This is a genomic window from Paraburkholderia caribensis (genome assembly GCF_002902945.1).
Classification (GTDB): Bacteria; Pseudomonadota; Gammaproteobacteria; order Burkholderiales; family Burkholderiaceae; genus Paraburkholderia; species Paraburkholderia caribensis.
Genome location: NZ_CP026101.1, coordinates 3323485 through 3350458, shown reverse-complemented (window position 1 = coordinate 3350458; position 26974 = coordinate 3323485). Strand labels below are relative to the sequence as shown.

General features: G+C 62.0%; 28 protein-coding genes. 23 read left to right on the top strand and 5 right to left on the bottom strand.

All coding sequences use genetic code 11. The features are described from left to right. The first annotated feature begins 27 nt into the window (after positions 1-27). The 11 genes from rplO to dsbD all read left to right on the top strand — a co-directional run bounded on the left by rplO (position 28) and on the right by dsbD (position 7802). Positions 28-462, top strand: coding sequence for a 50S ribosomal protein L15 (gene rplO / locus C2L66_RS14885; RefSeq protein WP_035988819.1), 435 nt, complete (start codon positions 28-30; stop codon positions 460-462). 46 nt (positions 463-508) lie between these two features. Further along, positions 509-1855, top strand: coding sequence for a preprotein translocase subunit SecY (gene secY, locus C2L66_RS14880; RefSeq protein ID WP_054929162.1), 1347 nt, complete (start codon positions 509-511; stop codon positions 1853-1855). A gap of 8 nt (positions 1856-1863) precedes the next feature. Further along, complete coding sequence (gene infA / locus C2L66_RS14875) at positions 1864-2082, top strand: translation initiation factor IF-1 (protein ID WP_004521905.1); 219 nt, start codon at positions 1864-1866, stop codon at positions 2080-2082. A 20-nt stretch (positions 2083-2102) separates the two neighbouring features. Then, positions 2103-2219, top strand: coding sequence for a 50S ribosomal protein L36 (rpmJ, locus tag C2L66_RS14870; protein WP_004199844.1), 117 nt, complete (start codon positions 2103-2105; stop codon positions 2217-2219). Between the two features lie 41 nt (positions 2220-2260). Then, entirely contained in the window at positions 2261-2626 is a 366-nt protein-coding gene (rpsM, locus tag C2L66_RS14865; RefSeq protein WP_035988822.1) for a 30S ribosomal protein S13, read from the top strand. Positions 2627-2654: 28 nt separating this feature from the next. Continuing rightward, complete coding sequence (gene rpsK, locus C2L66_RS14860; protein ID WP_006052224.1) at positions 2655-3059, top strand: 30S ribosomal protein S11; 405 nt, start codon at positions 2655-2657, stop codon at positions 3057-3059. A 146-nt stretch (positions 3060-3205) separates the two neighbouring features. Further along, positions 3206-3829 carry a 30S ribosomal protein S4 gene (gene rpsD, locus C2L66_RS14855; protein WP_035988825.1) on the top strand — a complete coding sequence of 208 codons (624 nt, stop codon included), beginning with the start codon at positions 3206-3208 and terminating at the stop codon, positions 3827-3829. 124 nt (positions 3830-3953) lie between these two features. Beyond that, positions 3954-4931 carry a DNA-directed RNA polymerase subunit alpha gene (locus C2L66_RS14850; protein WP_007730697.1) on the top strand — a complete coding sequence of 326 codons (978 nt, stop codon included), beginning with the start codon at positions 3954-3956 and terminating at the stop codon, positions 4929-4931. Positions 4932-5074: 143 nt separating this feature from the next. Then, positions 5075-5470, top strand: coding sequence for a 50S ribosomal protein L17 (rplQ, locus tag C2L66_RS14845; protein WP_007730705.1), 396 nt, complete (start codon positions 5075-5077; stop codon positions 5468-5470). 156 nt (positions 5471-5626) lie between these two features. Further along, positions 5627-5953 carry a divalent-cation tolerance protein CutA gene (cutA, locus tag C2L66_RS14840; protein ID WP_176056951.1) on the top strand — a complete coding sequence of 109 codons (327 nt, stop codon included), beginning with the start codon at positions 5627-5629 and terminating at the stop codon, positions 5951-5953. Beyond that, positions 5946-7802, top strand: a complete 1857-nt coding sequence (gene dsbD, locus C2L66_RS14835) for a protein-disulfide reductase DsbD (RefSeq protein ID WP_060599590.1) — start codon at positions 5946-5948, stop codon at positions 7800-7802. Before cutA ends, dsbD begins: the two co-directional genes overlap by 8 nt. A 145-nt stretch (positions 7803-7947) precedes the next feature. Here dsbD and hemB read toward each other — a convergent pair whose 3' ends face one another. Together hemB and yihA are read right to left on the bottom strand one after the other, a co-directional pair. Then, positions 7948-8946, bottom strand: coding sequence for a porphobilinogen synthase (hemB, locus tag C2L66_RS14830; protein ID WP_060599591.1), 999 nt, complete (start codon positions 8944-8946; stop codon positions 7948-7950). A gap of 247 nt (positions 8947-9193) precedes the next feature. After that, positions 9194-9856, bottom strand: coding sequence for a ribosome biogenesis GTP-binding protein YihA/YsxC (gene yihA, locus C2L66_RS14825; RefSeq protein ID WP_054929158.1), 663 nt, complete (start codon positions 9854-9856; stop codon positions 9194-9196). Between the two features lie 267 nt (positions 9857-10123). On the opposite strand from yihA, the gene C2L66_RS14820 reads away from it, so the two are divergent. The 5 genes from C2L66_RS14820 (at position 10124) to msrQ (ending at position 16295) form a co-directional block, all read left to right on the top strand. Next, positions 10124-10777: a c-type cytochrome gene (locus C2L66_RS14820; protein WP_035988840.1), complete on the top strand. Its 654-nt coding sequence runs from the start codon at positions 10124-10126 to the stop codon at positions 10775-10777. A gap of 129 nt (positions 10778-10906) precedes the next feature. Beyond that, positions 10907-13141 (top strand): cytochrome c biogenesis protein ResB, encoded by a 2235-nt coding sequence (locus C2L66_RS14815; protein ID WP_060599592.1) that lies wholly within the window; start codon positions 10907-10909, stop codon positions 13139-13141. A 4-nt stretch (positions 13142-13145) separates the two neighbouring features. Further along, on the top strand, positions 13146-14363 hold the full coding sequence (gene ccsB / locus C2L66_RS14810) for a c-type cytochrome biogenesis protein CcsB (protein ID WP_060599593.1): 1218 nt from the start codon (positions 13146-13148) through the stop codon (positions 14361-14363). Between the two features lie 205 nt (positions 14364-14568). Continuing rightward, positions 14569-15561, top strand: a complete 993-nt coding sequence (msrP, locus tag C2L66_RS14805) for a protein-methionine-sulfoxide reductase catalytic subunit MsrP (RefSeq protein WP_054929155.1) — start codon at positions 14569-14571, stop codon at positions 15559-15561. Then, positions 15561-16295 carry a protein-methionine-sulfoxide reductase heme-binding subunit MsrQ gene (gene msrQ / locus C2L66_RS14800; RefSeq protein ID WP_054929154.1) on the top strand — a complete coding sequence of 245 codons (735 nt, stop codon included), beginning with the start codon at positions 15561-15563 and terminating at the stop codon, positions 16293-16295. The genes msrP and msrQ overlap by 1 nt, the downstream gene beginning before the upstream one ends. 93 nt (positions 16296-16388) lie before the next feature. Here the strand turns inward: msrQ and lysA are convergent, their stop codons facing one another. Together lysA and lptM are read right to left on the bottom strand one after the other, a co-directional pair. Next, entirely contained in the window at positions 16389-17651 is a 1263-nt protein-coding gene (gene lysA / locus C2L66_RS14795) for a diaminopimelate decarboxylase (RefSeq protein ID WP_060599594.1), read from the bottom strand. 9 nt (positions 17652-17660) lie between these two features. Continuing rightward, positions 17661-17978, bottom strand: coding sequence for an LPS translocon maturation chaperone LptM (gene lptM / locus C2L66_RS14790; protein ID WP_060599595.1), 318 nt, complete (start codon positions 17976-17978; stop codon positions 17661-17663). A 35-nt stretch (positions 17979-18013) separates the two neighbouring features. Between lptM and cyaY the strand changes: the two genes are divergently transcribed. Continuing rightward, on the top strand, positions 18014-18331 hold the full coding sequence (cyaY, locus tag C2L66_RS14785; RefSeq protein ID WP_054929151.1) for an iron donor protein CyaY: 318 nt from the start codon (positions 18014-18016) through the stop codon (positions 18329-18331). Positions 18332-18433: 102 nt separating this feature from the next. Here the strand turns inward: cyaY and C2L66_RS14780 are convergent, their stop codons facing one another. Continuing rightward, the gene (locus C2L66_RS14780) at positions 18434-20827 is read right to left on the bottom strand and encodes a penicillin-binding protein 1A (RefSeq protein ID WP_054929150.1); all 2394 of its coding nucleotides are present in this window, start codon (positions 20825-20827) and stop codon (positions 18434-18436) included. Positions 20828-21082: 255 nt separating this feature from the next. Here C2L66_RS14780 and pilM point away from each other — a divergent pair, with 255 nt between their 5' ends. From pilM to aroB, 6 genes are all read left to right on the top strand, one after another. Beyond that, complete coding sequence (gene pilM, locus C2L66_RS14775) at positions 21083-22042, top strand: type IV pilus biogenesis protein PilM (RefSeq protein ID WP_060599596.1); 960 nt, start codon at positions 21083-21085, stop codon at positions 22040-22042. Beyond that, positions 22039-22650: a hypothetical protein gene (locus C2L66_RS14770; RefSeq protein WP_060599597.1), complete on the top strand. Its 612-nt coding sequence runs from the start codon at positions 22039-22041 to the stop codon at positions 22648-22650. The genes pilM and C2L66_RS14770 overlap by 4 nt, the downstream gene beginning before the upstream one ends. Continuing rightward, entirely contained in the window at positions 22647-23561 is a 915-nt protein-coding gene (pilO, locus tag C2L66_RS14765; RefSeq protein ID WP_060599598.1) for a type 4a pilus biogenesis protein PilO, read from the top strand. The genes C2L66_RS14770 and pilO overlap by 4 nt, the downstream gene beginning before the upstream one ends. Then, positions 23558-25141 carry a type IV pilus secretin PilQ gene (gene pilQ, locus C2L66_RS14760; RefSeq protein WP_060599599.1) on the top strand — a complete coding sequence of 528 codons (1584 nt, stop codon included), beginning with the start codon at positions 23558-23560 and terminating at the stop codon, positions 25139-25141. Before pilO ends, pilQ begins: the two co-directional genes overlap by 4 nt. A gap of 137 nt (positions 25142-25278) precedes the next feature. Next, positions 25279-25830: a shikimate kinase gene (locus C2L66_RS14755; protein WP_035988874.1), complete on the top strand. Its 552-nt coding sequence runs from the start codon at positions 25279-25281 to the stop codon at positions 25828-25830. 16 nt (positions 25831-25846) lie between these two features. Then, the gene (gene aroB, locus C2L66_RS14750) at positions 25847-26929 is read left to right on the top strand and encodes a 3-dehydroquinate synthase (protein WP_060602433.1); all 1083 of its coding nucleotides are present in this window, start codon (positions 25847-25849) and stop codon (positions 26927-26929) included. The last annotated feature ends 45 nt before the right edge of the window (positions 26930-26974 follow it).

Genomic DNA, 26974 nt, shown 5'->3' with positions numbered 1-26974 from the left:
GCCGTTCGGGCACTCAAGGAGTTGATAATGGAATTGAATAACCTGAAGCCGGCTGAAGGCGCGAAGCACGCAAAGCGTCGCGTTGGTCGCGGCATCGGCTCCGGCCTCGGCAAGACCGCTGGCCGTGGTCACAAGGGTCAGAAGTCGCGTTCGGGTGGCTTTCACAAGGTCGGCTTCGAAGGCGGTCAGATGCCGCTGCAACGCCGTCTGCCGAAGCGTGGCTTTACCTCGCTGACGAAGGAATTCGTTGGTGAAGTGCGTCTCGGCGATCTGGAGAAGCTGCCGGTCGATGAAATCGATCTGCTGGCACTGAAGCAAGCCGGTCTGGTCGGCGAGCTGATGACTAGCGCCAAGATCATCGCGACGGGCGAGCTGAAGCGCAAGGTCGTTGTGAAGGGGCTGGGTGCGACGAAGGGCGCGCGCGCTGCGATCGAAGCAGCTGGCGGTTCTTTCGCCGAGTAACGTGCAAGTCGATTGCCGTCACTAGCATTTGCATCGGAGAAGGTTCTTGGCTAACAGCCCGAGTCTCGCAAAACCCGGTCGAAGCGCGGCGAAGTTTGGCGATCTGCGCCGGCGTGCAGTGTTCCTGCTGCTGGCGCTGGTCGTCTACCGCATCGGCGCGCATATTCCGGTGCCGGGTATCGACCCGGACCAGCTGGCGAAGTTGTTTCAGAGCCAGTCGGGCGGCATCCTTGGCATGTTCAACATGTTCTCGGGTGGCGCACTTTCGCGGTTCACGATTTTCGCGCTGGGGATCATGCCGTACATCTCGGCGTCGATCATCATGCAGTTGCTGGCGATCGTCTCGCCGCAACTCGAAGCGCTGAAGAAGGAAGGACAGGCGGGGCAACGGAAGATTACGCAGTACACGCGTATCTTTACCGTGGTTCTTGCCACGTTCCAGGCTTTCGGTATCGCTGTTGCGCTGGAGAATCAGCCGGCATTGGTGATCGATCCTGGCATGGTCTTCCGGCTGACGACGGTTGTGACGCTCGTGACCGGCACGATGTTCCTGATGTGGCTCGGTGAGCAAATCACGGAACGCGGTCTGGGTAACGGTATTTCGATCATTATTTTCGGCGGCATTGCAGCGGGTTTCCCCAATGCGATCGGTGGTCTCTTCGAACTGGTTCGTACTGGCTCGATGAGTATCATCTCGGCGATCATCGTGGTCGCGCTGATTGCAGCTGTGACGTATCTGGTGGTGTTCATCGAACGCGGCCAGCGCAAGATTCTTGTGAACTACGCGAAGCGGCAAGTCGGCAACAAGATTTACGGTGGACAGTCGTCGCATCTGCCGCTGAAGTTGAACATGTCGGGTGTGATTCCGCCGATCTTCGCATCGTCGATCATCCTGTTCCCGGCAACCATCCTGAACTGGTTCAGTTCAGGGTCGCGGACCGGTTGGTTCGCGGACACGCTGCACAATGTGGCTGAAGCGCTCAAGCCCGGTCAACCGGTGTACGTGTTGCTGTACGCGTTGGCGATCGTGTTCTTCTGCTTTTTCTACACCGCGCTGGTGTTCAACAGCAGGGAGACGGCCGACAACCTGAAGAAGAGTGGTGCATTCGTCCCGGGTATTCGTCCGGGTGACCAGACGGCACGCTATATTGACCGCATCCTGACGCGTTTGACGCTGGCCGGTGCGATCTACATTGTGTTCGTTTGCTTGCTGCCCGAGTTTCTGGTGCTGCGCTGGAATGTGCCGTTTTATTTTGGTGGAACGTCGCTGCTGATCATTGTCGTCGTCACAATGGATTTCATGGCGCAGGTGCAGTCGTACGTTATGTCGCAACAGTATGAGTCGCTGCTGAAGAAGGCTAACTTCAAGGGCGGCGGCGTCCCGATGCGTTGAAAGGACTTATGGCCAAAGACGATGTAATCCAGATGCAGGGCGAGGTTATCGAAAACCTCCCCAACGCTACCTTTCGGGTGAAGCTGGAAAACGGCCATGTCGTATTGGGACACATATCCGGCAAGATGCGGATGCACTACATCCGTATCCTTCCGGGCGACAAGGTTACGGTTGAATTGACGCCTTACGATCTGTCGCGTGCGCGGATCGTGTTCCGGGCGAAGTGATTTGAAAAAAGGGTAATATCATGAAAGTGATGGCATCGGTTAAGCGCATTTGCCGCAATTGCAAGATCATCAAGCGCAAGGGCGTCGTTCGCGTGATTTGCAGCTCCGATCCGCGCCACAAGCAGCGTCAAGGCTGAACGCCGCGCTTTTGTTTGCGCTTTTTGTTTGAGGAAAAACAATGGCTCGTATCGCAGGGGTTAACATCCCGAACCACCAGCATACCGAAATCGGCCTGACGGCAATTTACGGTATCGGCCGCACGCGCTCGCGCGACATTTGCGTCGCTGCTGGTGTGGCATTTTCGAAGAAGGTCAAGGACCTGAACGACGCAGATCTCGAAAAGCTGCGTGAAGAGGTCGGCAAGTTCATCGTTGAAGGCGATCTGCGCCGTGAAACGACGATGAACATTAAGCGCCTGATGGATCTCGGTTGCTATCGTGGCGTGCGCCATCGCAAGGGCCTGCCCCTGCGTGGTCAGCGTACGCGTACGAATGCTCGTACGCGCAAGGGTCCGCGTCGTGCAGCGCAAGCGCTGAAGAAGTAAGCGAGACTGACAGTTACAGGAAAACGTAATGGCTAAGGCTTCGAACAACTCCGCGGCGCAACGCGTTCGCAAGAAGGTCAAGAAGAACGTCGCCGAGGGCGTGGTTCACGTTCACGCGTCGTTCAACAACACCATCATCACGATCACCGATCGTCAAGGCAATGCATTGGCTTGGGCGACGTCGGGTGGCCAGGGCTTCAAGGGTTCGCGTAAGTCGACCCCGTTTGCTGCTCAGGTCGCTGCGGAATCGGCTGGTCGTGTGGCGATGGAATACGGCGTGAAGAACCTCGAAGTGCGGATCAAGGGCCCTGGTCCTGGCCGTGAGTCCGCGGTGCGCGCGCTGCATGGTCTTGGCATCAAGATCACCGCGATCTCCGACGTGACGCCGGTTCCGCACAACGGCTGCCGTCCGCCGAAGCGTCGTCGTATCTAAGACGCACGCGCCGCTTGCGCCTGTTGCCGCTAACGGCGGTAACAGGCTGCTTGCGTTATTGAATTGACTAAGCCCACCGTTCGACCCAAAGGGTTAGGACTAGCGTGAATGGAAGTTCACGTGATCAATCATAGAAGGAATGCAAAGTGGCACGCTATATCGGCCCTAAAGCCAAGCTGTCTCGCCGTGAAGGCACCGATCTCTTCCTGAAGAGCGCCCGTCGTTCGCTCGCTGACAAGTGCAAGCTTGACAGCAAGCCGGGTCAACATGGCCGCACCTCGGGCGCGCGTACGTCCGATTACGGTACGCAGCTGCGCGAAAAGCAAAAAGTGAAGCGCATCTACGGCGTTCTCGAGCGCCAGTTCCGCCGTTACTTCGCTGAAGCCGACCGTCGCAAGGGCAACACGGGTGAGAACCTGCTGAAGTTGCTCGAGTCGCGTCTGGACAACGTCGTGTATCGCATGGGTTTCGGTTCGACGCGCGCTGAAGCGCGTCAGCTCGTGAGCCACAAGTCGATCACGGTGAACGGCGTCGTTGCGAACATCCCGTCGCTGCAAGTCAAGGCTGGCGACGTGGTTGCCGTGCGCGAACAGGCGAAGAAGCAGGCTCGTATTCTCGAAGCGCTGTCGCTCGCCGAACAGGGCGGTCTGCCGCAGTGGGTTGCTGTCGATTCGAAGAAATTCGAAGGCACGTTCAAGCAAATGCCGGAACGCAGCGACATCGCTGGCGACATCAACGAAAGCCTGATCGTCGAATTGTATTCGCGCTAATCGGATTGACGGCCGAGGTTCCCCGATTGCGTTAGGCAAGGGGGCACCTCGGCTGTTTATTTTCAGGTTGTTACCGGTCAGCCTTATCGGTGTAACGAGCCGAGGGTATTGAAAAGGAAAACCTATGCAAACCAGTTTGTTGAAGCCCAAGATCATCGCTGTTGAGTCGCTTGGCGAAAGCCATGCGAAAGTGGTCATGGAACCGTTTGAACGGGGTTATGGCCACACCTTGGGTAACGCGCTCCGGCGCGTGTTGCTGTCGTCGATGGTGGGCTATGCGCCGACCGAAGTGACGATCGCAGGCGTCGTGCACGAATACTCGACGCTCGATGGTGTGCAGGAGGACGTGGTCAACCTGTTGTTGAACCTGAAGGGCGTGGTGTTCAAGCTGCATAACCGTGACGAAGTGACGGTTACGCTGCGCAAGGAAGGCGAAGGCGTTGTCACGGCTGGCGACATCGAACTCGCGCACGACTGCGAAGTGATCAACCCGGATCACGTGATTGCGCATCTGTCGAAGGGCGGTAAGCTCGACGTGCAGATCAAGGTCGAAAAGGGCCGTGGCTATGTCCCGGGCAACGTGCGTCGTTACGGTGAAGAATCGGCCAAGATCATTGGTCGTATCGTGCTGGACGCGTCGTTCTCGCCGGTTCGCCGCGTGAGCTACGCAGTGGAAAGCGCGCGTGTCGAACAGCGTACCGACCTCGACAAGCTCGTGATGAACATCGAAACCAACGGTGTGATTTCGCCGGAAGAAGCGATCCGTCAATCGGCGCGTATTCTGGTTGATCAGCTGTCGGTCTTCGCAGCGCTGGAAGGTACGGAAGCAGCGGCAGAAGCGCCGTCGCGCGCTCCGCAGATCGATCCGATCCTGCTGCGTCCGGTCGATGATCTCGAACTGACGGTTCGTTCCGCGAACTGCCTGAAGGCCGAGAACATCTACTACATCGGCGACCTGATCCAACGCACGGAAAACGAGCTGCTGAAGACGCCGAACCTGGGCCGCAAGTCGCTGAACGAGATCAAGGAAGTGCTCGCTTCGCGTGGCCTGACGCTTGGCATGAAGCTCGAAAACTGGCCGCCGGCCGGTCTCGACAAGTAAGACACGTAGTAGCGTCTGGCGAAGACGCGGATTTTCCTTTAAAATCCGCGTCTTGCCTTTTTCACTACCGGCCCGTGCTTTCCAGGTTACACAGGGAAAGCGATAGAAGAGCTGGACCAAAACTTTGATTCAAGGAAATTGAAATGCGTCACCGTCATGGTCTGCGGAAACTGAACCGCACGAGCAGCCACCGTCTGGCAATGCTCCGTAACATGTCCAACTCGCTGATCGAGCACGAAGTCATCAAGACGACGCTGCCGAAGGCGAAGGAACTCCGTAAAGTCGTCGAGCCGCTGATCACGCTCGGCAAGAAGCCGTCGCTGGCTAACCGTCGTCTGGCGTTCAATCGCCTGCGCGACCGTGACTCGGTCACGAAGCTGTTCGACGTGCTGGGCCCGCGCTTCGCGAACCGTCCGGGTGGCTACCTGCGCATCCTGAAATTCGGTTTCCGCGTCGGCGACAATGCACCGATGGCGCTGGTCGAACTGCTCGACCGTCCGGAAGTCGAGGAAGTCGAGAACGTTGCAGAAGCTGAATAAGGTTTCTGACAGCGACCAAAAAAGCCAGGCTTGAGCCTGGCTTTTTTGTTTTCCACCGTGCGTTTTGCCTATGCCATTCGAGCGACAGCGAGCGATCAGGGCAAGGTGATACGATAACGTCACCCTGTTTTGGAAGCGCTGGAGCCGTCGGTGAACGTGAATGTGAGTTTGGTCTTGACGACCGTACCGGACCTCGAAACGGCGCAAACATTGGCTGAGCATGTGCTTTCTGCTCGTCTCGCTGCGTGTGTGACGCAACTTGGCAGCGTGCAGTCGAGCTACCACTGGCAGGGCAAGATCGAATCGGCGGAAGAGATCCAGTTGCTGTTCAAGACGAGCGTCGTGCGAACGCTTGAGCTCGAACAGTTCATCCTGGCTCCGCATCCGTACGACACGCCCGAAATCCTTTCCTGGCAAGTCACTGCGTCGGCCGCGTATGGCCAATGGGTGAATGCCGAAACGCAACGCCCAATCCATGTTTAACGGTTTGTTCCGGCGCGGGCGGAATGTCGCGCGCTTTCTCACCTTTGTCGCAGGCGTACTGCTGCTGTCGCTGACTACGGCGACGGTCGTTCGTGCGGCGGACGACTTTCTCGATCCCTCGGTCGCATTCAGATTCAGCGCATCCGAGCAGCCAGGCGAGGTGCTGGTTCACTACAAGATCGCGGACGGTTACTACATGTACCGGGAGCGATTCGCCTTCATGACTCGCAACGGTACGGCCACGGTCGGTGACGCGCAATTGCCCGCGGGACATGTGAAGTTCGATCAAACCTTCGGGAAAAATGTCGAGACTTATCGCGGAGAATTGACCGTCCGTGTCCCCGTGAAGCAAGCGAGCGGTCCGTTCGATCTCGCCGTTACGTCGCAGGGCTGCGCCGACGCGGGCATCTGCTACCCGCCAATGGAGCGCGTCTATCACGTGACGGGAGCGGCGTTGCACGCTGCCATTGCGGGCAATACGAACACGCTGTCGGCTCCGGACGCTCAAAGCAGCGGCTCGTGGTACGAGCGCGCGACCAGCGCAGACTATGCGCAATCGCTGCTGCAAGGCGGCGGTTTCTTCGCGATCGTCGGGTTGTATTTCGTCGCCGGTATCGTGTTGAGTCTACTTCCCTGTTCGTACCCGATGATCCCGATCCTGTCGGCAATCATCATCGGCGAGGGGCCACGGGTCACACGCGCACGCGGTTTCACGCTGTCGTTAGCTTACGTTGTCGGGATGGCGCTCGTGTACACCGTGCTTGGCATCGCGGCGGCGCTCGTTGGACAAAGCCTCGGCGCCTGGCTGCAAAACCCTTGGGTGCTCGGCGCGTTTGGCGTTTTGCTGTCCCTCTTTGCGCTCACATTGATCGCGGGTGTCGATATCGCGTTGCCTCAGCGCTTGCAGAGCGGCGTTCCAGCGGCGTCCGGCAAGCATGCGGGAGGCAAATTCGCGGCCGTCGCGGTGATGGGGGCGCTTTCTGCGCTGGTGGTCGGTGCGTGCATGACGGCACCGCTGTTTGCCGTCTTGGCGTTCGTAGCGCATACCGGTAATGCGGTGCTGGGCGGTGCGGCACTGTTTTCGATGGGGATCGGGCTTGGTGTACCGCTGCTCATCATCGGGCTCGGTGCGGGCACGTTGCTGCCGCGTGCGGGTGCCTGGATGGACAGCGTCAAGGTTCTCTTCGGCATTGTGCTGCTCGCGGCCGCGCTCTGGATCGTGTGGCCGGTCTTGGGCCCGGTTGCGCAAATGCTATTGGCCGCGCTGTGGCTACTGGTCGCGGCTGCCGGTCTGGGGCTATTTTCTCCGCATGCGGGCGCAGGCTCGATCTGGCGCGGTCTTGGGCGCGGAATCGGCGCCGCATTTGCGATCTGGGCCGCCACATTACTGGTCGGCCTGGCTGCGGGATCGACAGACCCGTTGAAGCCGCTCGCCGTGCTCGCGAGTCGGACATCGAATGCGCCGTCCGGGGAGGCCCAACAGGCCGATCTGGCCTTCGCGCCGGTGAGCACATCCGGTCAGCTCGACGAAGCCGTCAAAACGGCCGCACAGCCCGCCATGCTCGATTTTTACGCGGACTGGTGCGTCAGCTGCAAGGAAATGGAGAAGTTCACCTTCAAGGACCCGCGCGTCCAGGCGAAGCTCAAGCAAATGAATCTGCTGCGCGCGGACGTGACGGCGAACAACGCAGACGATCAGGTTCTGCTCAAACGGTTCAACTTGTTCGGGCCACCGGGAATCATCTTTTTCGACCGCGGCGGGAGAGAAATACTGCGCGTCGTCGGATACGAATCGGCGGACAAATTCCTGAGAAGTCTCGACCGCGCAATGGCGGCACCACAGACCTGAGCATCAAAACGTCACCCACCATAAGCGACGCCGCCCGCGTCAGCCCGCAATCAAAAAAGCGGAGATCGCCTCAAGGCGATCTCCGCTTCCAGTCCCTGCCCACTGCGACACCGTGACGCCGTAGTACGCGGCGGGAATCGCAACCTTACTTCTGCGCCTTCAGCAAGCGTGCAGCGTCCAGCGCGAAGTAGGTCAGCACGCCGTCCGCGCCAGCGCGCTTGAACGCGAGCAGCGATTCCATCATCACCTTGTCGTGATCGAGCCAGCCGTTTTGCGCGGCGGCCTTCAGCATCGCGTATTCGCCGCTCACCTGGTACACGTAAGTCGGGAAGCGGAACTCGTCCTTCACACGGCGCAAGATATCCAGATAAGGCATGCCCGGCTTGACCATCACCATGTCCGCACCCTCGTCGATGTCGGCGCGCACTTCGCGCAGCGCCTCGTCGGAGTTGGCGGGGTCGAGCTGATAGGTCATCTTGTTGCCTTTGCCGAGATTCGCTGCGGAACCGACAGCATCGCGGAACGGGCCGTAGAACGCCGACGCGAACTTCGCCGAGTAAGCCATGATCCGCGTGTGAATATGGCCTTCGCTCTCCAGCATCTCGCGAATCGAGCCGATCCGGCCGTCCATCATGTCGGACGGAGCAACGATGTCGACGCCCGCCTGAGCCTGCGTCTGCGCCTGCTCGACAAGACTCTCGACCGTTTCGTCGTTGATCACGTAGCCATTTTCATCCAGCACGCCGTCCTGGCCGTGGCTCGTGTACGGATCGAGCGCGACGTCGGTCAGCACGCCGAGCTCGGGAAAGCGTTGCTTCAACTCCCGCACCGCGCGCGGAATCAGGCCGGCTTCATTGGTTGCCTCGCGGCCATCGGGCGTCTTCAGCGACGGCTCGATCACCGGGAAGAGCGACAGCACGGGCACGCCCAGCTCGAGACACTGTTCGGCGACGCCCATCAACAGATCGACGGACACTCGCTCGACGCCCGGCATCGACGGTACGGCCTGGCGGACATTCGTCCCTTCGATCACGAAGACGGGGTAGATCAGATCATTGGTGGTGAGGATGTTTTCGCGCATCAGGCGGCGCGAAAAGTCGTCCCGGCGCATGCGGCGCGGGCGGTGATGCGGATAGAAGCTCATGTGAGGATATCTGCAAAAGTCAAAAATGCTGGCGGCACCCTGCCAGAAACTTTTCGAGACAATGGTATATCATACCGATCGAGCAAGGCGCCTAGCGCTGACCTCCCCGCTTCTCCTCCCTGAGCGGGTGCCTGTCGTTTTTCGATTAGGCTGTTTAACCCGCCGTTATCTAGCGGCGGGTTTTTTTCTGGGCGAACGAAAAGCGCTGCCCGCGTTTCGCGGCGGGCCTTTGCGCGTTATCTGGACTTTATTCAGCCTCGGCAGGTTCGTCGGAATCGCCCGCCGTGCCGGGCGCGATCCAGCTTTCGATCAGTTCGTGCGCTTCGTCGAGGCCGACCCGCTTGAGCGCGGAGAAGAGCTGGGCCGACAGTTCGCCCTGATAGCCCGCCGCACGGTATTCTTCCAGCCCTTTCTTCGTCGCCCGCAGCGCATTGATGCTCTCCTGACGAGTCAATTTGTCGCACTTGGTGAGCAATGTGTGAATCGGCTTGCCCGTCGGCGCGAACCACTCGATCATCCGTCGATCCAGCTCCGTAAGCGGCCGGCGCGAATCCATCATCAGGATCATGCCGCGCAGCTGCGATCGCGTTTGCAGATAGCTCGACAGCAACTGCTCCCAATGAGCCTTCGCCGCGCCGGGCACCTCGGCATAGCCGTAGCCGGGCAGATCGACGAGATTCGCGACAGGCTCGTCGGCCGGTCCCACCGAGAAATAGTTGATGTGCTGCGTGCGTCCCGGCGTCTTACTGGCAAACGCGAGCCGCTTCTGGTTGCAGAGGATGTTGATGGCCGTCGACTTTCCCGCATTCGACCGCCCCGCGAAAGCGACCTCGGGTTGCGGCGTAGGCGGCAAATCGCGCAAATGGTTGACGGTCGTGAAGAAGCGCGCTTGGTGGAGCAGAAAAGACATGGAGAAGACCAGATGGAGGGGTGAATGGACGTCGAGCGGACGTCCTGCGCACATCGGCGGACGTGATGAATTGCCCTGCAAGGGCGATGCAGCCCCGCCGTAAAGGCCGGAGAGGCCCGACTGGCGCCAGATCGATTAGCGAGTTATTGTACAATACGATGGTTTACTGAAAACCTGAGAGGCCGCCGCGCGGGCCTCGGCGGCTGATCGGTCGCTGTCGTATTTTGCAAAACCTCTAATTCCCACAAGACGAAACAGGGTGTGCGAATGAATCGACTGGGCAAGTTTCTGGTGGTACTTCACACAGCAGCAGGTCTTTCAGGTTTGGCGGTACAGGCAAGAGCAGCAGATCAGGCAAAGCCGGATTTGAATCGGGGACAGGCAATCGCAGCGCAGGTGTGCGCCTCATGTCACGGTGCGGATGGCAACAGTGCGGGTGGCGCGTATCCGAAGCTCGCCGGCCAACATCCCGAGTATCTCGTCAAGCAGCTCAAGGATTTCAAAACCCAGCCAGGTGCGAAGCAGCCCGCGCGCAACAATGCGATCATGGCGGGTATGGCCGCGGCGCTGACCGATCAGGACATGGTCAACGTGTCGGCATATTTCGCGTCGCAGGCACCGAAGCCCGGTTACGCGCACAACAAGGACACCGTGCCCCTCGGGCAGAAGATTTATCGCGCAGGACTCGCTGACAAGGGCGTCCCGGCGTGCGCAAGCTGTCACGGGCCGACGGGACAGGGCATTCCGTCACAGTATCCGCGCCTGTCGGGACAATGGGCGGATTACACCGTGGCACAGTTGACCGCATTCACGCAGGGCCCGGGCGCGCGTAACAATAACGAAGCAATGCACGCCGTCGCATCGCGTTTGTCGGATAGCGAAATCAAGGCGGTGGCCGATTACATCGCGGGCTTGCATTAAGAGCCCGTACGAAAGCGAAGCCGGCCTAAGGCGAGTCGTAAGATGGCCGGCGAAAAAACAAGAAAAGGGTGAGGGAATCGCACGCAGCGATATCCCTGCACCCTTTTTTGCTGTTCAGTCGGAGTTTGAATGAGCGTCACCACGTCGGGTTTGGAGTTGAAGTCGCGGCAGCGCTTCCTGCGCACGTCGGTCGAATTGCTGAGTTCGATGCGCTTTGCGATCGCATTGCTCGTGATCCTGTCGATTGCGAGCATTATCGGCACGGTGCTCACGCAGGACGATCCGTATCCGAACTACGTCAACCAGTTCGGGCCGTTCTGGGCTGACATCTTCCGCTCGCTGAGCTTGTACAACGTGTACAGCGCGTGGTGGTTCATGCTGATCCTCGGCTTTCTGGTCGTGTCGGTCTCGCTGTGCGTGATCCGCAACGCGCCGAAGATGATCGCCGACACGAAAAGCTGGAAGGACAAGGTCCGCGAAGGCAGCCTGCGCGCGTTCCACCACAAGGGCGAGTTCGCGGTGCCGAACGCGACGCGCGCGCAAGCCGCAGCCACGCTCGGCAAGCTGTCGGCGAAGCTCGGCTACAAGTACGTGACGCGCGAATCGGAAGGCGCCACGCTGATCGCCGCAAAGCGCGGCGCGCTGACCAAGCTCGGCTACATCTCCGCGCACATCGCGATCGTGATCATTTGCATCGGCGGTTTGCTCGACAGCAATCTGCCCATCAAGCTGCAGATGTGGCTGTTCGACAAGACGCCGATCCGCAGCAACACCGTCATCAACGAGATCCCGCCCGAGCATCGCCTGTCGCAAGGCAATCCGACCTTCCGCGGCTACGCGTGGGTGCCGGAAGGCCAGCATGTATCGACGGCGATCCTGAACCAGCAGGACGGCTCGCTGATCCAGGATTTGCCGTTTTCGATCGAACTCAACAAGTTCATCGTCGATTATTACTCGACGGGCATGCCGAAGCTCTTTGCCAGCGACATCGTCGTGATCGACCACAAGACGGGCGCGCGCGTGCCGGCACGCGTCGAGGTGAACAAGCCGTTCGAATACGACGGCGTGTCGATCTATCAGTCGAGCTTCCAGGACGGCGGCTCGCAGATGCAGACGACGGCGTGGCCGATGACGGGCAGCAGCGTCAAGAGCGAGCCGTTCAGCGGCGAGATCGGCGGCTCGAAGGTATTGAGCGCGTCGATGCCCGGCGCGGACGGCCAGACGGTCGAATTTGCCGATTTCCGCGCAATCAATGTCGAGAACATCTCGAACGGCAACGGCCAGAACGATGCGCGCGGCGTCGCCGCGCATCAGTCGCTGAAGGAAGCCTTCGACGAGCGCCTCGGCTCCGGCGCCAAGACGTCGAAGCCGGTCGATCTGCGTAACGTCGGCCCGTCGGTGCAATACAAGGTGCGCGACAAGGACGGTCAGGCGCGCGAGTACAACAACTACATGCTGCCCGTCGATGTAAGCGGCGAGCGGGTGTTTCTCGCGGGCATGCGCGCCAATCCTGACGATGCCTTCCGCTATCTGCGCATCCCCGCCGACGCGGGCGGCACGGTCAACGAATGGATGCGCATGCGCGCGGCGCTCGAGGACCCCGCCATCCGTGCACAGGCGGCACGCGATTTCGCGCAGCGCTCGGTGCAGTCGAACGCGGAACTGCAGCAGCATCTGGAGGAAAGCGCATCGCGCGTGCTGACGCTGTTCGCCGGTGACGATCCGAGCCTGGGCAAGGCCGCCAACGGTCAGAAGGTTGGCGGCTTCCAGGCAGTCGCCGCCTTCATCGACCGTTCTGTCCCCAAGGCTGAGCAAGAGAAGGCGGCAGGACTCTTGCTTCGCATGCTCGAAGGCTCGATGTGGGATGTGTGGCAACTCGCGCGCAAGCAGGCGGGAGAAGGCCCGGCGACAGCCGATCCGACCACGAGCCGCTTTGTCCAAAGCTCGATCAACGCGATTTCGGACAGCTTTCTGTACGGTTCGCCGGTCTATTTGCAGCTTGACTCCTTCAAGCAGGTGCAAGCTTCGGTATTTCAGTTGACGCGCGCGCCCGGCAAAAAAGTCGTGTATCTTGGCAGCCTGCTCCTTGTGTTGGGCATCTTTTCGATGTTCTATGTTCGTGAGCGGCGGCTGTGGTTTTGGCTCAAGGACGCGGATCGCAGCGGAAATGGCGTGAACGTCGTGATGGCGATGTCGACGGCGCGCAAGACATTCGATTTCGAGAAGGAATTCGTCCAAACCCGCGAAGCCGTTGGCGTCGCGCTGGGCGGCAAGCCTGTCGATGCCGATCCCGCCTACGAGGCGAAGGGCGCCGCGCGTGCAGCGAGCGAAGCGTCCGAAGATTCATCCGATTCGACCCGGTAAGATCATGGACCTGACTCAAGTTTCCTCATCCTCGCGCGCCAAGCCGCGTGCCGATACGGCGGCTCACTCGACCCCGCATCTGACGGGCGAAGCGCTGCTGGACGATCGTCCATTCCTGAAGCGCCTCGGTCCGTTCGACTGGCTGTTCGCGCTCGCGCTGGTTGCGGGCGCTGGGTTTGCGCTGTCGCGCTACCACGACTACATGAATTACTACGACAAGCTGGTGCTGGTGTGCACGGTACCTGCTTTCGTCGCGCTAGGCTGGCGCTGGAAGCCCGCCCGTCTGCTGATGGCGTGCATCGCGGTGCTGTCGCTGTCGGCCATCCAGATTTACGGCGGCGATCTCGCCCGCGCCGATCACGCGTTCTTCCTCAAGTATTTCCTGTCGAGCCAGTCGGCCATCCTGTGGATGAGCGCACTGTTCGTGCTGGCCACGCTGTTCTACTGGATCGGCACGTTGTCGCGTTCGCCGACGGGCGCCGCGATCGGCTCGAAGATGACGTGGGTGGCGGTGCTGATGGGCTTCGTCGGCCTCATGGTGCGCTGGTACGAGTCGTATCTGATCGGCTCGGACGTCGGCCATATTCCAATCTCGAACCTGTACGAAGTGTTCGTGCTGTTCAGCCTGATTACGGCGCTGTTCTACCTGTACTACGAGCAGCATTACAACACCCGCTCGCTTGGCGCCTTTGTGCTGCTGGTGATCAGCGCGGCCGTCGGCTTCCTGATGTGGTACTCGATCGCGCGCGACGCCCAGCAGATCCAGCCGCTCGTCCCCGCGCTGCAAAGCTGGTGGATGAAGATTCACGTGCCGGCGAACTTCATCGGCTACGGCAGCTTCGCGCTGTCGGCGATGGTTGGCGTCGCGTATCTGATGAAAGAACGCGGCGTGCTGGCCGACCGTCTGCCGACGCTCGACGTGCTCGACGACGTGATGTACAAGTCGATAGCCGTCGGCTTCGCGTTCTTCACGATTGCGACGATTCTCGGCGCGCTGTGGGCGGCCGAAGCGTGGGGCGGCTACTGGAGCTGGGACCCGAAGGAAACGTGGGCGCTGATCGTCTGGCTGAACTACGCGGCGTGGCTGCACATGCGTCTGATGAAAGGCCTGCGCGGCGCGGTCGCCGCATGGTGGGCGCTGACGGGCCTGCTGGTGACGACTTTCGCGTTCCTCGGCGTCAATATGTTCCTGTCGGGGCTGCACAGCTACGGCAAGCTGTAAGTTTCAGTTTCTCCGGGCTGGAACAACCAGAAACCGCCGTGTGCGCCGCACCGGCGGTTTTTTTATGCCGGTATGGAAGAATCGCCCGCCGCGTGTGTTAACAGAACGAAGCAGAACGAAGAACCGGTAACGTAGAACGGTGACTCGCCTGCGCGAGTCGAACGAATATCGATCGGGCGAAGGCGCCCGGCAAGGAGTTTTCAGCATGTGGATCAAGCGAAGCGACCGAGGCCAGCTGTATGGCGACGACATCGCGCGCAGCGAAATTACGCCGCAGCGCGTGTTCGAAAATCGCCGGCGCATCCTGCAGGCGGCGGGCGCAGTCGCGCTCGGCGGCCTGATCGGCGTGCACGGCGAGGCGTACGCGGAATATTCGTCGCCCGATCCGAAAGCGCTGAAGCTCGGCGCGAAGGCCAACCCGAAATTCGTCGTCGCAGACAAGGTCACGTCTTACAAGGACATCACCACGTACAACAACTTCTACGAGTTCGGCACCGACAAAAGCGACCCCGCGCACAACGCCGGGACGTTGCGGCCGCGTCCGTGGAAGGTGAGCGTCGAAGGCGAGGTGAAGAACGCGAAGGTCTACGACATCGACGAATTGCTGAAGCTCGCGCCGCTCGAGGAGCGCGTGTACCGGCTGCGTTGCGTGGAAGGCTGGTCGATGGTGATTCCGTGGATCGGCATTCCGCTGTCGGAACTCATCAAGCGCGCGCAGCCCACGGCGAACGCGAAATACGTGCAGTTCATCACGCTTGCCGATCCGTCGCAGATGCCCGGACTGTCGGAGCCGATTCTCGAATGGCCCTATTCGGAAGGTCTGCGCATGGACGAAGCAATGAATCCGCTGACGCTGCTGACGATGGGCGTCTACGGCCAGGTGCTGCCGAATCAGAACGGCGCGCCCGTGCGCATCATCGTGCCGTGGAAGTACGGCTTCAAGAGCGCGAAGTCGCTGGTGAAAATCCGCTTCGTCGAAAAGCAGCCGCCGACCAGTTGGAACACCTACGCGCCGAGCGAGTACGGTTTCTATTCGAACGTGAACCCGAACGTCGACCATCCGCGCTGGAGCCAGGCGACTGAACGGCGCATCGGTGACGGCATCTTCACGCCCAAGCGGAACACGCTGATGTACAACGGCTACGGCGATCTGGTCGCGTCGATGTATCAGGGCATGGACCTGAAGAAGAACTTTTGATGGCGGCGCGCATGGCAACCGACACGACCCGAACCGCGACCGCAACGAGCAGCGCCGCAAGCGCCAAAACCGCCTCGAACACCGTGCGTTCGACGCGACAAGCCGGCACTGCGAGCGCCAACGCCAGCCGCTGGGTCGGCCCGGCGAAGATCGCGGTATTCGTCGCGGCGTTGTACCCGCTTGCGCGCATTGTGTTGTTCGGCTTCACGGGCGGACTGGGCGCAAACCCCATCGAGTTCATCACGCGCTCGACGGGTTTGTGGACGCTGGTGTTCATCTGCATCACGCTCGCGGTGACGCCGCTACGCAAGTTGACAGGCTGGAACGCGTTGCTGCGCTTTCGCCGGATGCTCGGCCTCTACGCGTTCTTCTACGCCGCGCTGCATTTCACGACCTACTTCTGGTTCGACAAGTGGTTCGACATCGCCGCGATCGTGAAGGACATCGGCAAGCGGCCGTTCATCACAGTCGGCTTTGCGGCGTTCGTTCTGCTGGTGCCGCTTGCCGTCACGTCGCCGAAAGCCATGGTGCGCAAGCTCGGCCGACGCTGGCAGACGCTGCACCGCGCCATCTATCCGATCGCCGCGCTCGCGATCCTGCATTTCTGGTGGATGAAGGCGGGCAAGCACGATCTGATCTTGCCGAAGATCTACGGGGCGATCGTGATTGCGTTGCTGGGCTGGCGCGTTCTGGTTTGGGCGCGCGACAGAATCAGGCAGCGCGCAAAAATCTGACGAGCCCGAATCGACAGGCGAAAAAAAGGCGATGCGTGGTGAGCGCATCGCCTTTTTGCTTTGAGCGTTCGAAACGCACGCTGTCTATCAGTGTTATTCCGGCAGAACCGTCTCGCCCGCGAACAGGTCTTTCACTTCTTCGCGTTTGCGCACGACGTACGCCTTGTCGCCGTCGACCATCACTTCGGCTGCGCGCACACGCGTGTTGTAGTTCGAGCTCATCGCGAAACCGTAGGCGCCCGCGGAGCGGATCGCCAGCAGATCGCCGGGCTCGACGGCGAGTTTGCGTTCGCGTCCGAGCCAGTCTCCGCTTTCGCACACGGGACCGACGACGTCATAAACATGCTTGTCGCCTGCGCGCTGCAGGACGGGTTCGATTGCGTGATAAGCCTCGTACATCGCGGGGCGCGCAAGGTCGTTCATCGCCGCGTCGACGATCGCAAAATTCTTCTCGACGCCCGGCTTCAGAAACTCGACGCGCGTGAGCAGCATGCCCGCATTGCCGACGAGCGAGCGGCCCGGCTCGAAATACACTTCGCGGTGGCCATGCCCGCGCGCTTCGATCCGGTCGAGCAAGGTGCGCACGAAATCGCCGATATCCGGCGGCGTTTCGTCGTCGTAGGTGATACCGAGGCCGCCGCCGACATCGATATGCTTGATCTTCACGCCGTCTGCCTCGATCTGTTCGACGAGTTCCAGCAGTTTGTCCACGGCGTCGAGATACGGCGCGACTTCCGTGATCTGCGAACCGATATGACAGTCGATGCCGACCACGTCGAGGTGCTTCATTGCGGCGGCGGCGCGATACGTGGCGCGCGCTTCGTCGAACGCAACGCCGAACTTGTTCGACTTGAGGCCCGTCGAAATGTACGGATGCGTCTTCGCGTCGACATCAGGATTCACGCGCAGCGACACGGGCGCCTTCTTGCCCATTTCACCCGCTACGGCATTGAGGCGGTCGAGTTCGGGAATCGATTCGACGTTGAAGCATTTCACGCCCGCCGCAAGCCCTTCGCGCATTTCCGCGACGCTCTTGCCGACGCCCGAGAACACGGTGTTTTCCGCTTTGCCGCCCGCAGCGAGCACGCGCGCCAGCTCGCCGCCCGACACGATGTCGAAGCCCGCGCCCATGCGCGCGAACAGGTTGAGCACGGCGAGGTTGCTGTTCGCCTTCACGGCGACGTGCACGGTAGCGCGCCGGCCGGCGCATGCGTCCGCGTAGGCGTGCCATGCGTTGCTGAGCGCGGCGCGCGAGTAGACATACAGCGGCGTGCCGAACTGCTCGGCAAGCGATGCGGCGGACACGCCTTCAGCGTGCAGCACGCCGTCGACGTAGGCAAAAGCGGATTGAGTCATACGGCAGTCTTATTGAGCTTCGGACGCGCCGGACGCCGGTTGGGCGGGCGCGTTCGACGTCGGCGCAGTGCGCAGTTCGGAATCGGGCGACAGGGACAATGGCGTGCCCGACGTATCCGGCACGGAATCCTGAGCGGATTCGGCGTCGGGTTTCACTTCGTTGGGCGAGCGCGGCTGGGTCTGTTCGTTCGGTTTGGCCGGAAGAGGCGGAACGGTAGGCATATACAGCGAACCGCGTTGTCCGCAACCGCTGAGCGCTACACCTGCGACAATAGCCAGAGTCGCTAGAATCGTGGCCGTGGCGCTCGTCCGGAAAACGACTCGCATGACTGTCCCTGAATAATTAATCGCTGGAGTTTAGCATGTCCGACAGTGAATACCTGACCCGCGCCGAGGCTGTGCTGGCAGCCATCGAACGCTCGCTCGACGATACGGACGCCGACGTCGAATTCGAGCGCAGCGGCAACGTGCTGACGCTCGAATTCGAGAACGGCACGAAGATCATCGTGAATCTTCAGCCGCCGATGCAGGAGATCTGGATCGCCGCAAAGTCGGGCGGATACCACTTCCGTTTTGTCGACGGTGCGTGGCGCGATACGCGCAATGGCACCGAGTTCTACGCGGCGCTTTCCGACTACGCGACGCAGCAGGCAGGCGAAGACGTCCATATCGCGCCCTGAGCGTCTCGAGCCTGCGCGTCTGATGCCGATGCGCGTTTGCCGAAATGAAAAAGCCGCCGCGTTCGACACGCGGCGGCTTTGTTTCTGCGCGGAAATCGGGACTCAGTGGCCTTTGAACAGGTTCATGATGTCTTCTTTTTCCTGCGCGCCGACCGCGGCCGGCGCAGCGCTCGCTGCATCGCTGGCTCCCGGCGGCGGCAGCGTCACCCCGACCGTCGACACAAAGCCGTTGCCCGGCGTGAAGTCGTCGAAGTACAGCTCGTCGCCGATCGACACGACGTCTTCCGGCATCGGCATCTTGTACTCGGGCACGCCCTTGAGCGCGCGTCCCATGTAGTCGATCCACACGGGCAGTGCGAGCCCGCCGCCCGTTTCCTTGTCGCCGAGACTGCGCGGGCTGTCATAGCCCATCCACGCGATCGCGCAAAGCGTGTGCTGATAGCCGGCGAACCACGCGTCGCGAGAATCGTTGGTGGTGCCCGTCTTGCCTGCGAGGTCCGTGCGCTTCAGAACGTTCGACTTCGCCCCCGTGCCGCGCTGCGCCACGCTCGTCAGCAGGCTGTTCATCACGTACGCATTGCGTGCTTCGATTGCGTGCGGCGCGTTGCTGCCGGCGACGAGCGGGTCAGCATGCGCGACGACCATGCCGCGCTGATCGGTGACTTCGGCGATCAGATACGGATTCACGCGAAAGCCGCCGTTGGCGAACACCGAGTAGCCAGCCGCCATCTGCAGCGGCGTGACGAGGCCCGCGCCCAGTGCCATCGGCAGATAGGCGGGGTGACGTTCAGCATCGAAACCGAAGCGCGTGATGTACTGCTGTGCGTACTTCGTGCCGATGTGGTTGAGGATGCGGATCGACACGAGGTTCTTCGACTTCTGCAGCGCAGTGCGCATCGACATCGGGCCGTCGAAGCCGCCGCCGTAGTTCTTCGGCTCCCACGCCTGGCCGCCTGTTTCAGCTGCGCTGAAAAAGAGCGGCGCGTCGTTGATGACGGTTGCCGGTCCCAAACCCTTTTCTAGCGACGCCGAATAGATGAACGGCTTGAAGCTCGAACCCGGCTGACGCCACGCCTGCGTCACGTGATTGAACTTGTTCTTGTTGAAGTCGAAGCCGCCGACGAGCGCGCGGATCGCGCCATCCTGCGGCACGACGGAGACGAACGCGCCTTCGATCTGCGGCAATTGCGTGATCGACCAGTTGCCGTCGTCGTTCTTCACGATACGGATGATCGCGCCCGGCCGCACGCGCTGGTTCGGCTGAGCGCGCGTGCTCAGTGCGAATGTCGCGTAGCGCAGCCCGTCGCCCTGGATCGTCACGGCGTTGCCGTCGATCAGCGTCGCCTGAACCTGCTTCGGACTTGCCGACGTGACGACGGCTGCGATGATTTCGCCGTTGTCGGGATGCTCGAGCAGCGCGTCGTCGATGGCCTGCTCGCGTTCGTCCGCGTCGGCGGGCAGGTCGATGAATGCTTCCGGACCGCGATAGCCGTGACGCCGTTCATAGTCCATCAAGCCCTTGCGCAACGCCCGGTATGCGGCGTCCTGATCGGCGGAATCGATGGTCGTCACGACGTTCAGGCCGCGCGTGTACGCCTCTTCGCGGTACTGCGCATACATCATCTGCCGCACCATTTCCGCGACGTACTCCGCGTGCACGCTGAACTCCTTGCCAGCGCCCTTGACGATGAGCGGCTGACGGCTCGCCGTGTCGTACTGGTCCTGCGTGATATAGCCGAGTTCCAGCATGCGTTGAAGGATGTATTCCTGACGCACTTTCGCGCGCTTCGGATTCACCACCGGGTTATACGCGGAAGGCGCTTTGGGCAGACCGGCGAGCATCGCGCATTCGGCCAGCGACAGGTCTTTCAGGTCCTTGCCAAAGTACACCCGCGCCGCGCTCGCGAAGCCGTACGCACGCTGGCCGAGATAGATCTGATTCATGTACACCTCGAGAATCTGATCTTTGCTCAGCTTCGATTCGATCTTATACGCGAGCAGCATCTCGTAGATCTTGCGCGTGTACGTCTTCTCGCTGGACAGGAAGAAGTTGCGCGCAACCTGCATCGTGATCGTGCTCGCGCCTTGCGTTGCGTGGCCGTTCGTGAGCGCGACCACGCCGGCGCGCGCGATACCCATCAGATCGACGCCGCCGTGGTCGTAGAAACGCGCGTCTTCGATGGCGAGCACGGCCTTCTTCAGATTGTCCGGCACCTCGCGCATGTGCACGATGTCGCGGCGCTCTTCGCCGAATTCGCCGATCAGCACGTGATCTGCCGTGTAGATGCGCAGCGGCACCTTCGGGCGATAGTCCGTCAACGCGTCGAGCGAAGGCAGATTGGGCGTGGCGACGACCAGCGCGTAACCCAGCACGAGCAAAACGCAGAGGATTCCGGCGAAGATCAGCCCGACGAAGCCAAGGATGATCTTCAGCCACAGCGGACGCTTGCGCTTCTGCGGGGGTGGAGGCGGAGACGTAGGAGTCGTGGATTGCATATGAACACCAGAAAACGGTCCCGCGATTATAGCCGCCCGACCCGCCAGCTTTCGGCGTGCTTACGGCCGACGCGGTCCGCACGGCTATGAGAACACTGTAGTGCCTTTGATTGTCGCCGGATATCCGTCACCCGACCATTAGCCATTCGGCTGAATTTCGCCTGTGTGCCGCGCTGCGCAGAATGCCTTCCGTTGCCCGCGTTTCTCCGGATGCCGCGGGCCTTCAGTTTCCGTTGGTATCTGAGGGAGGATGGAATGGCGTTGAAAGACTCGTTACGAATGGCGATGCGGCGTCAGGCAGTCGGCATCGATGTCGGTGCGCAGGCGGTGAGGATCGTGGCGTTGAGCGGCAGCGCGCGAAAGGCGGGACCTGTGCGCATCGAATGCATTGCTTTGGAGCCGCTCGCGCCGGGCGCGATGGCTGGCGCGGAGATCGTGGACCGGCAAGCGGTGGCGCGCGCGGTGTCCGAGGCATTCTGTCGGGTGCCCCAGCAATGCATGTCGGCGGCACTGCGATGCGCAATGGCGATTCCGGGCTCCGCGACCTTCACGGCGCATCTCCCCATCAATCACGTGAGCGGGCCGCGTGGTTCGGGTGCGTCACTCGAGCCCACGGTGCTGATGGAAGCCGAGCGCGTTGCGGGCATCGAGCGTCACGCGCTCGCCGTCGACTGGTACGTCGACGAGTCGCCGTCGAATCCTGGCAGGGTGTCGATTGCCGCGACGGCGCGCGCGCATCTCGAAGCGCGCATCGAAAGCGCGGCCATGGCAGGCGTGACGCTGACCACGGTCGACGTCGAGCCGCATGCGGCGTTGCGCGCGCTGCGTCACGCCGCGACTTTCGAACTCGAGCTGCACGAGCCGTATGCGGCGATCTGGATCGGCAGCGATGGCGTGTACGGCTGGCGCGTCGAAGGGGAAACGATCGCGGAAGAAATCCGTTACCCGTCGCCTGAATATTCGTGCGTCGCCGACGCGTTGCGCGATCTCGCGGAAAACAACCTGAACGTGTGCGCGCTGGTGGGCGGCGAAATCGAATTGCTCGATGGCGTGTGCTTTTCACTTGCCGATGTCGGTGATGTGCTGGGCTGTTCCGTGTTGCCGTTCGACTGTTCTTCACTCAGCGACGGCAACGTGATACCCGACTCGGAGCTGTTGCATGAGCCTTCGTTCGCGGTCGCCTTCGGTCTTGCATTGCGGGGCGTGACGCAATGACCTTCGCCCACGGTTTCAATCTGTTGCCGCACCGGCAGCGCGATGCGCGGCTCGCGCGCCGGCGCCGCTATGTCGAATGGACGAGTGCGACGCTGTGTGGTTGCACCGCTGTGGCATTGCTGATGGTGTGGCAGGCGTTCGAGCGGGTGCGTATCGACAGGCAGCGCGCGGCGATCGAGCAACGCCTTGCCGTGCTTGCGCCGCCGCTTGCCGAACACACGCGGCTCGTGGGCGAGGCACGCGAGGAGCGTCTGAGAAACGAGCGCGCCGCGACGCTTTCCGAACCGCTCATGCACCTGCTCGATCTGCTCGATGCGTTGGGCCGGGAGTCGTCCGAGGCTGTCGCCGTCAGGCAGTTGCGGCAACGCGGATGGGATACGGAACTGCTTGCCGCGTCTTCCGATCATGCAGCGTCGGCGGCGTGGCTGAACCGCCTCGCCGCGTTGAAAGGCGTGAAGGACTCCGACTTGAGCGACATGCGTCGGGCGACGGGCGCAACGGAGGCATCGTCGGCGTTCGAAATCAAAGCCCATCTGAAATGGGACGGGCCGCCTGAGAAAAAACGGGCGCAGGCAGAGGCGCATCAGAACACGAGAGGGAAGCAATGAACACGACTATTGCTGGCCGCATCGGCATGCCAACGACGCGCGAGCGGTTCGGCCACACGCTGGTCGAGCGCTTGCGCGTGCCACTCGAAGCATGGAGCGTGCGACGACGTTGGGCCGTCGCATTGTGCATAGCTGTGGCTGCCTTCGTGCTCGGCGCGAATGCATGGCTCGCCACGGATATGAGCGGAGTCCAGGCCAGCCGCGAAATGTTATCGGCGGCGCAGGGCAAGCTGGGCGAAGCGGAAGCGGTCGTCACGCAGTTGCCTGCATTGCGTCGGGAGGCAAGCGTCGCGCCGATGCCTTCGAACTGGACCTCGGCCGACGACATACGCGTGATCTCACAGCTTGCGGCGCGCAACGAGGTGACGCTGCTCGCAATCGAGCCGGGCGTCGTCACGGGTAGCGGATTCGACGCCATGCGTCCGCTGCATGTGACGGCTCAAGCCGACTTCGATCATGTCGTCGATTTTCTGGAAGGGCTTGCGGGTTTGCCCGTCCTCGTGGTGCCTGAAGACGTGACGCTCAAGCGTCAGGGCGAGGTCTTGTCAATCAATGCGACGCTGCATTCGTTCAGCGCGGTTCATCCAGTGCGGGATGTCACGCGTCGAACGGTGCGCGATGATCCTGACGCGTTCGATCCCGACGAAGAGATCGTGTTCTACGATCCGTTTCAACCTGCGGCGCTTGCGTCGGTCCAGGGGGACGCTTCGTCATCGATGCGGCTGGTCGGGCTTCTGGCCGACCGCCTGCGAGGTCTCGCGCTGATCGAAGCGGGCGACAACGCAGAGACGCTCGAACCGGGGCAACAGTGGGGCGAAGAGCGGGTTGCGCATGTCGATGCACGCGCCCTCACGTTTGCAAAGCGCGATGGCAGCTCGTATTCGCTGACGCTTGCGGAGGCCGTCGAATGATGCGGCTCAATGTCATGCGCTCGATGCTCGCGTGTGCTGCTTTCGTCGCCATGGCAGCGCGCGCATCGTTGCCGCCGCTTCCCGCCGACATGCCGTTCGACGAGGCGCTCACACCCGCCGGCATGCCGCCGTTGCCGCGCGTGGTGACGACGGACGTCGCCAATCCGTTCACGCCGGATGCAACCGATGAAGCGGGCGCGGCCGGGCGCGAGACGGACCCGGCGCGGGATGCGGCACAACCGCCTTCCGCCGCGCGCGTCGAAACCGAACCGAAACGCCAGGACGAAGCGCGCACGGAGCCGCTGGAAGGCCCGCCCGTGCCGCTTCCGCCCGCCGCGCGTCTGAGCACGAACGCCTCGCCGTCGATTCCCGCGGACAGCCCGATTACGTTGCATTTCCAGCACGCCGAACTGGGTGCGGTGCTCGGCGCGTTCGCGAAATTCACCGGCCTGAATATCGTCGCCAGCGACAAGGCGCGCGGCGCGGTCACGCTGCATCTGGACAACGTGCCGTGGCGCGCCGCGTTCGATACGCTGCTCGACGTCAACGGCCTCGCGATGGAGCAGCGCAGCAACGTGATCTGGGTCGCGCCGCTGTCCGAACTGGCGGCGCGCGAGCGTCAGCGCTTCGAAGCGCATGCACGCGCCGCCGAGCTCGAGCCGCTCGCGAGCCGCACTTTCGAGCTGCACTACGCGCACGCCGAAGAACTGCGCAAGCTGCTGACGGCGTCGGGCAATCAGCGTGTGTTGTCCAAACGCGGCGCGGCGATGGCCGACCCGCGCACCAATCTGCTGTTCGTCACCGATCTCGATGCGCGCCTCGCGCAGATCGCGGAACTGATCGCGTCGCTCGACCGGCCGACGCGTCAGGTGCTGATCGAGGCGCGCATCGTCGAAGCGGAGAAGGGTTTTTCGCGCAACCTCGGCGTGAAACTGTCGATGCTCGCCACGAACGAAGACGGCAAGGCGATTGGTGTCGTCGGCGGCAAGGAGGGCGCGATCTACGATCTGTCGGCGCGGCCGATCTCCGGCTTCGACGCGGCCACGGCGGGTTTCACGCTGTTCGCCGCGCAGGCGACGCGGCTCGTGAACATCGAGTTGAGCGCACTCGAAGCGGAAGGGCTCGGAAGAATCGTGTCCAGTCCGCGCGTGGTGACGGCGGACCGGATGAAGGCGATCGTCGAGCAGGGCACCGAACTGCCGTATCAGGCGAAAGTCGGGCAGGGCGTGTCGGGCGTGCAGTTTCGCCGCGCCAGCCTCAAACTGGAGGTCGAGCCGCAAATCACGCCGGACGGCCGGGTCGTGCTGGATCTCGACGTCGCGAAGGACAGTGTCGGCGAGCAGACGGCGTCGGGGCCCGCCATCAACACCAAACATGTGCAGACGCGCGTCGAGGTGGAGGACGGCGGAACGGTGTCGATTGGCGGAATCTACGAGTCGGACGACCGCGATGATGTGACGCGCGTGCCGCTCCTGGGCAAAATACCGCTTTTGGGCGCGCTTTTCCGGCATCGCGCCCACCGCGATCTGACCAGCGAACTCGTCGTTTTCATCACCCCGAGGGTTGTGCAGACAAATTGACGGATCGTCGGGAAAGCGCCATGGGCGCGGGCCGAAAGCATGATCGGCGGCAGCCGCTCCGGCCGTCAGGCTCGACAAGGCAGGCGCTTTGCCAGTAAGCTGCCGCACGAACTACACCGGATTAGCCAGAGGATAAGTTGCAACCGCGGGACGCACACGCCAACGTTTTTTTTGTAGGGCTCATGGGGGCAGGTAAGACCACCGTGGGCCGGGCCGTGGCGCGCCGGCTGGATCGCCCGTTCTTCGACTCCGATCATGAAATCGAGGCGCGCACGGGTGCGCGCATCCCGGTGATCTTCGAACTCGAAGGCGAATCGGGCTTTCGCGACCGCGAGGCCCAAGTGATCGCCGAACTCACCGGACGCGAAAGCATCGTGCTCGCGACGGGCGGCGGCGCGGTCTTGCGCCCGGAAAACCGCGACGCGCTGCGAGCGCACGGCATCGTCGTCTATCTGCGCGCCAATCCGCACGACCTCTGGCTGCGCACGCGCCGCGACAAGAACCGGCCGCTTCTGCAGACCGAAGACCCGAAAGGGCGCCTCGAAGCCCTCTATGAAGTGCGCGATCCGCTCTACCGCGAATGCGCCCATTTCGTGATCGAAACGGGCCGTCCGTCCGTCAACGGGCTCGTCAACATGGTGCTGATGCAGCTCGAGATGGCGGGCGTCGCCAAGCCTGCTACGTCATAATGGCGAGATGAATTCCATGATTACCGTCAACGTCGAACTGGGCGAGCGCGCCTATCCCATACACATCGGCGCCGATCTGATCGGCCGCAGCGAACTGTTCACGCCGCATATTCGCGGCGCGTCGGTGACGATCGTCACCAACACGACGGTCGATCCCCTGTACGGCGACACCCTGCGCAAGGCGCTCGCGCCGCTCGGCAAGGACGTGACGACGGTCGTGCTGCCTGACGGCGAGGCGCACAAGAATTGGGAAACGCTGAACCTGATCTTCGACGCGCTGCTCGGCGCGCGGGCCGATCGCAAGACCACGCTGATCGCGCTCGGCGGCGGCGTGATCGGCGACATGACGGGTTTCGCGGCGGCCTGCTACATGCGCGGCGTGCCGTTCATCCAGGTGCCAACCACGCTGTTGTCGCAGGTCGATTCGTCGGTCGGCGGCAAGACGGGCATCAACCATCCGCTCGGCAAGAACATGATCGGCGCGTTCTACCAGCCGCAAGCGGTGATCGCCGATATCGGCGCGCTGCGCACGCTGCCGCCGCGCGAACTGGCGGCGGGGGTCGCGGAAGTCATCAAGACGGGCGCGATTGCCGACGCAACGTTCTTCGACTGGATCGAAGCGAACATCGAGGCGCTCAATCGCCGTGAGCCGGAAGCGCTTGCCGAAGCGGTCAAGCGGTCGTGCGAGATCAAGGCTTCCGTCGTCGCGGCCGACGAGCGTGAAGGCGGTCTGCGCGCCATCCTCAACTTCGGGCATACGTTCGGTCACGCGATCGAAGCGGGGCTCGGCTATGGCGAGTGGCTGCACGGCGAAGCGGTGGGCTGCGGGATGGTAATGGCGGCGGACCTGTCCGTGCGTCTCGGCCATCTGGACGAAGCCGCGCGCAAGCGGCTGGTCGCCGTCATCGAGGCTGCGCATCTTCCGGTTCAGGCACCCACGCTCGGCGCGGCGCGCTACGTCGATCTGATGCGCGTCGACAAGAAGGCGGAGGCGGGCGAAATCAAGTTCATCCTGCTGAAGCGTTTCGGCGACACACTGATTACCCGCGCCCCCGACGAGGCGGTGCTCCAAACGCTCGACGCCAGCGTCGGCACCTGACGCGAAGCGCAGCGGCCCCGCCAGACAGCGGCCGTCGCATCTGAT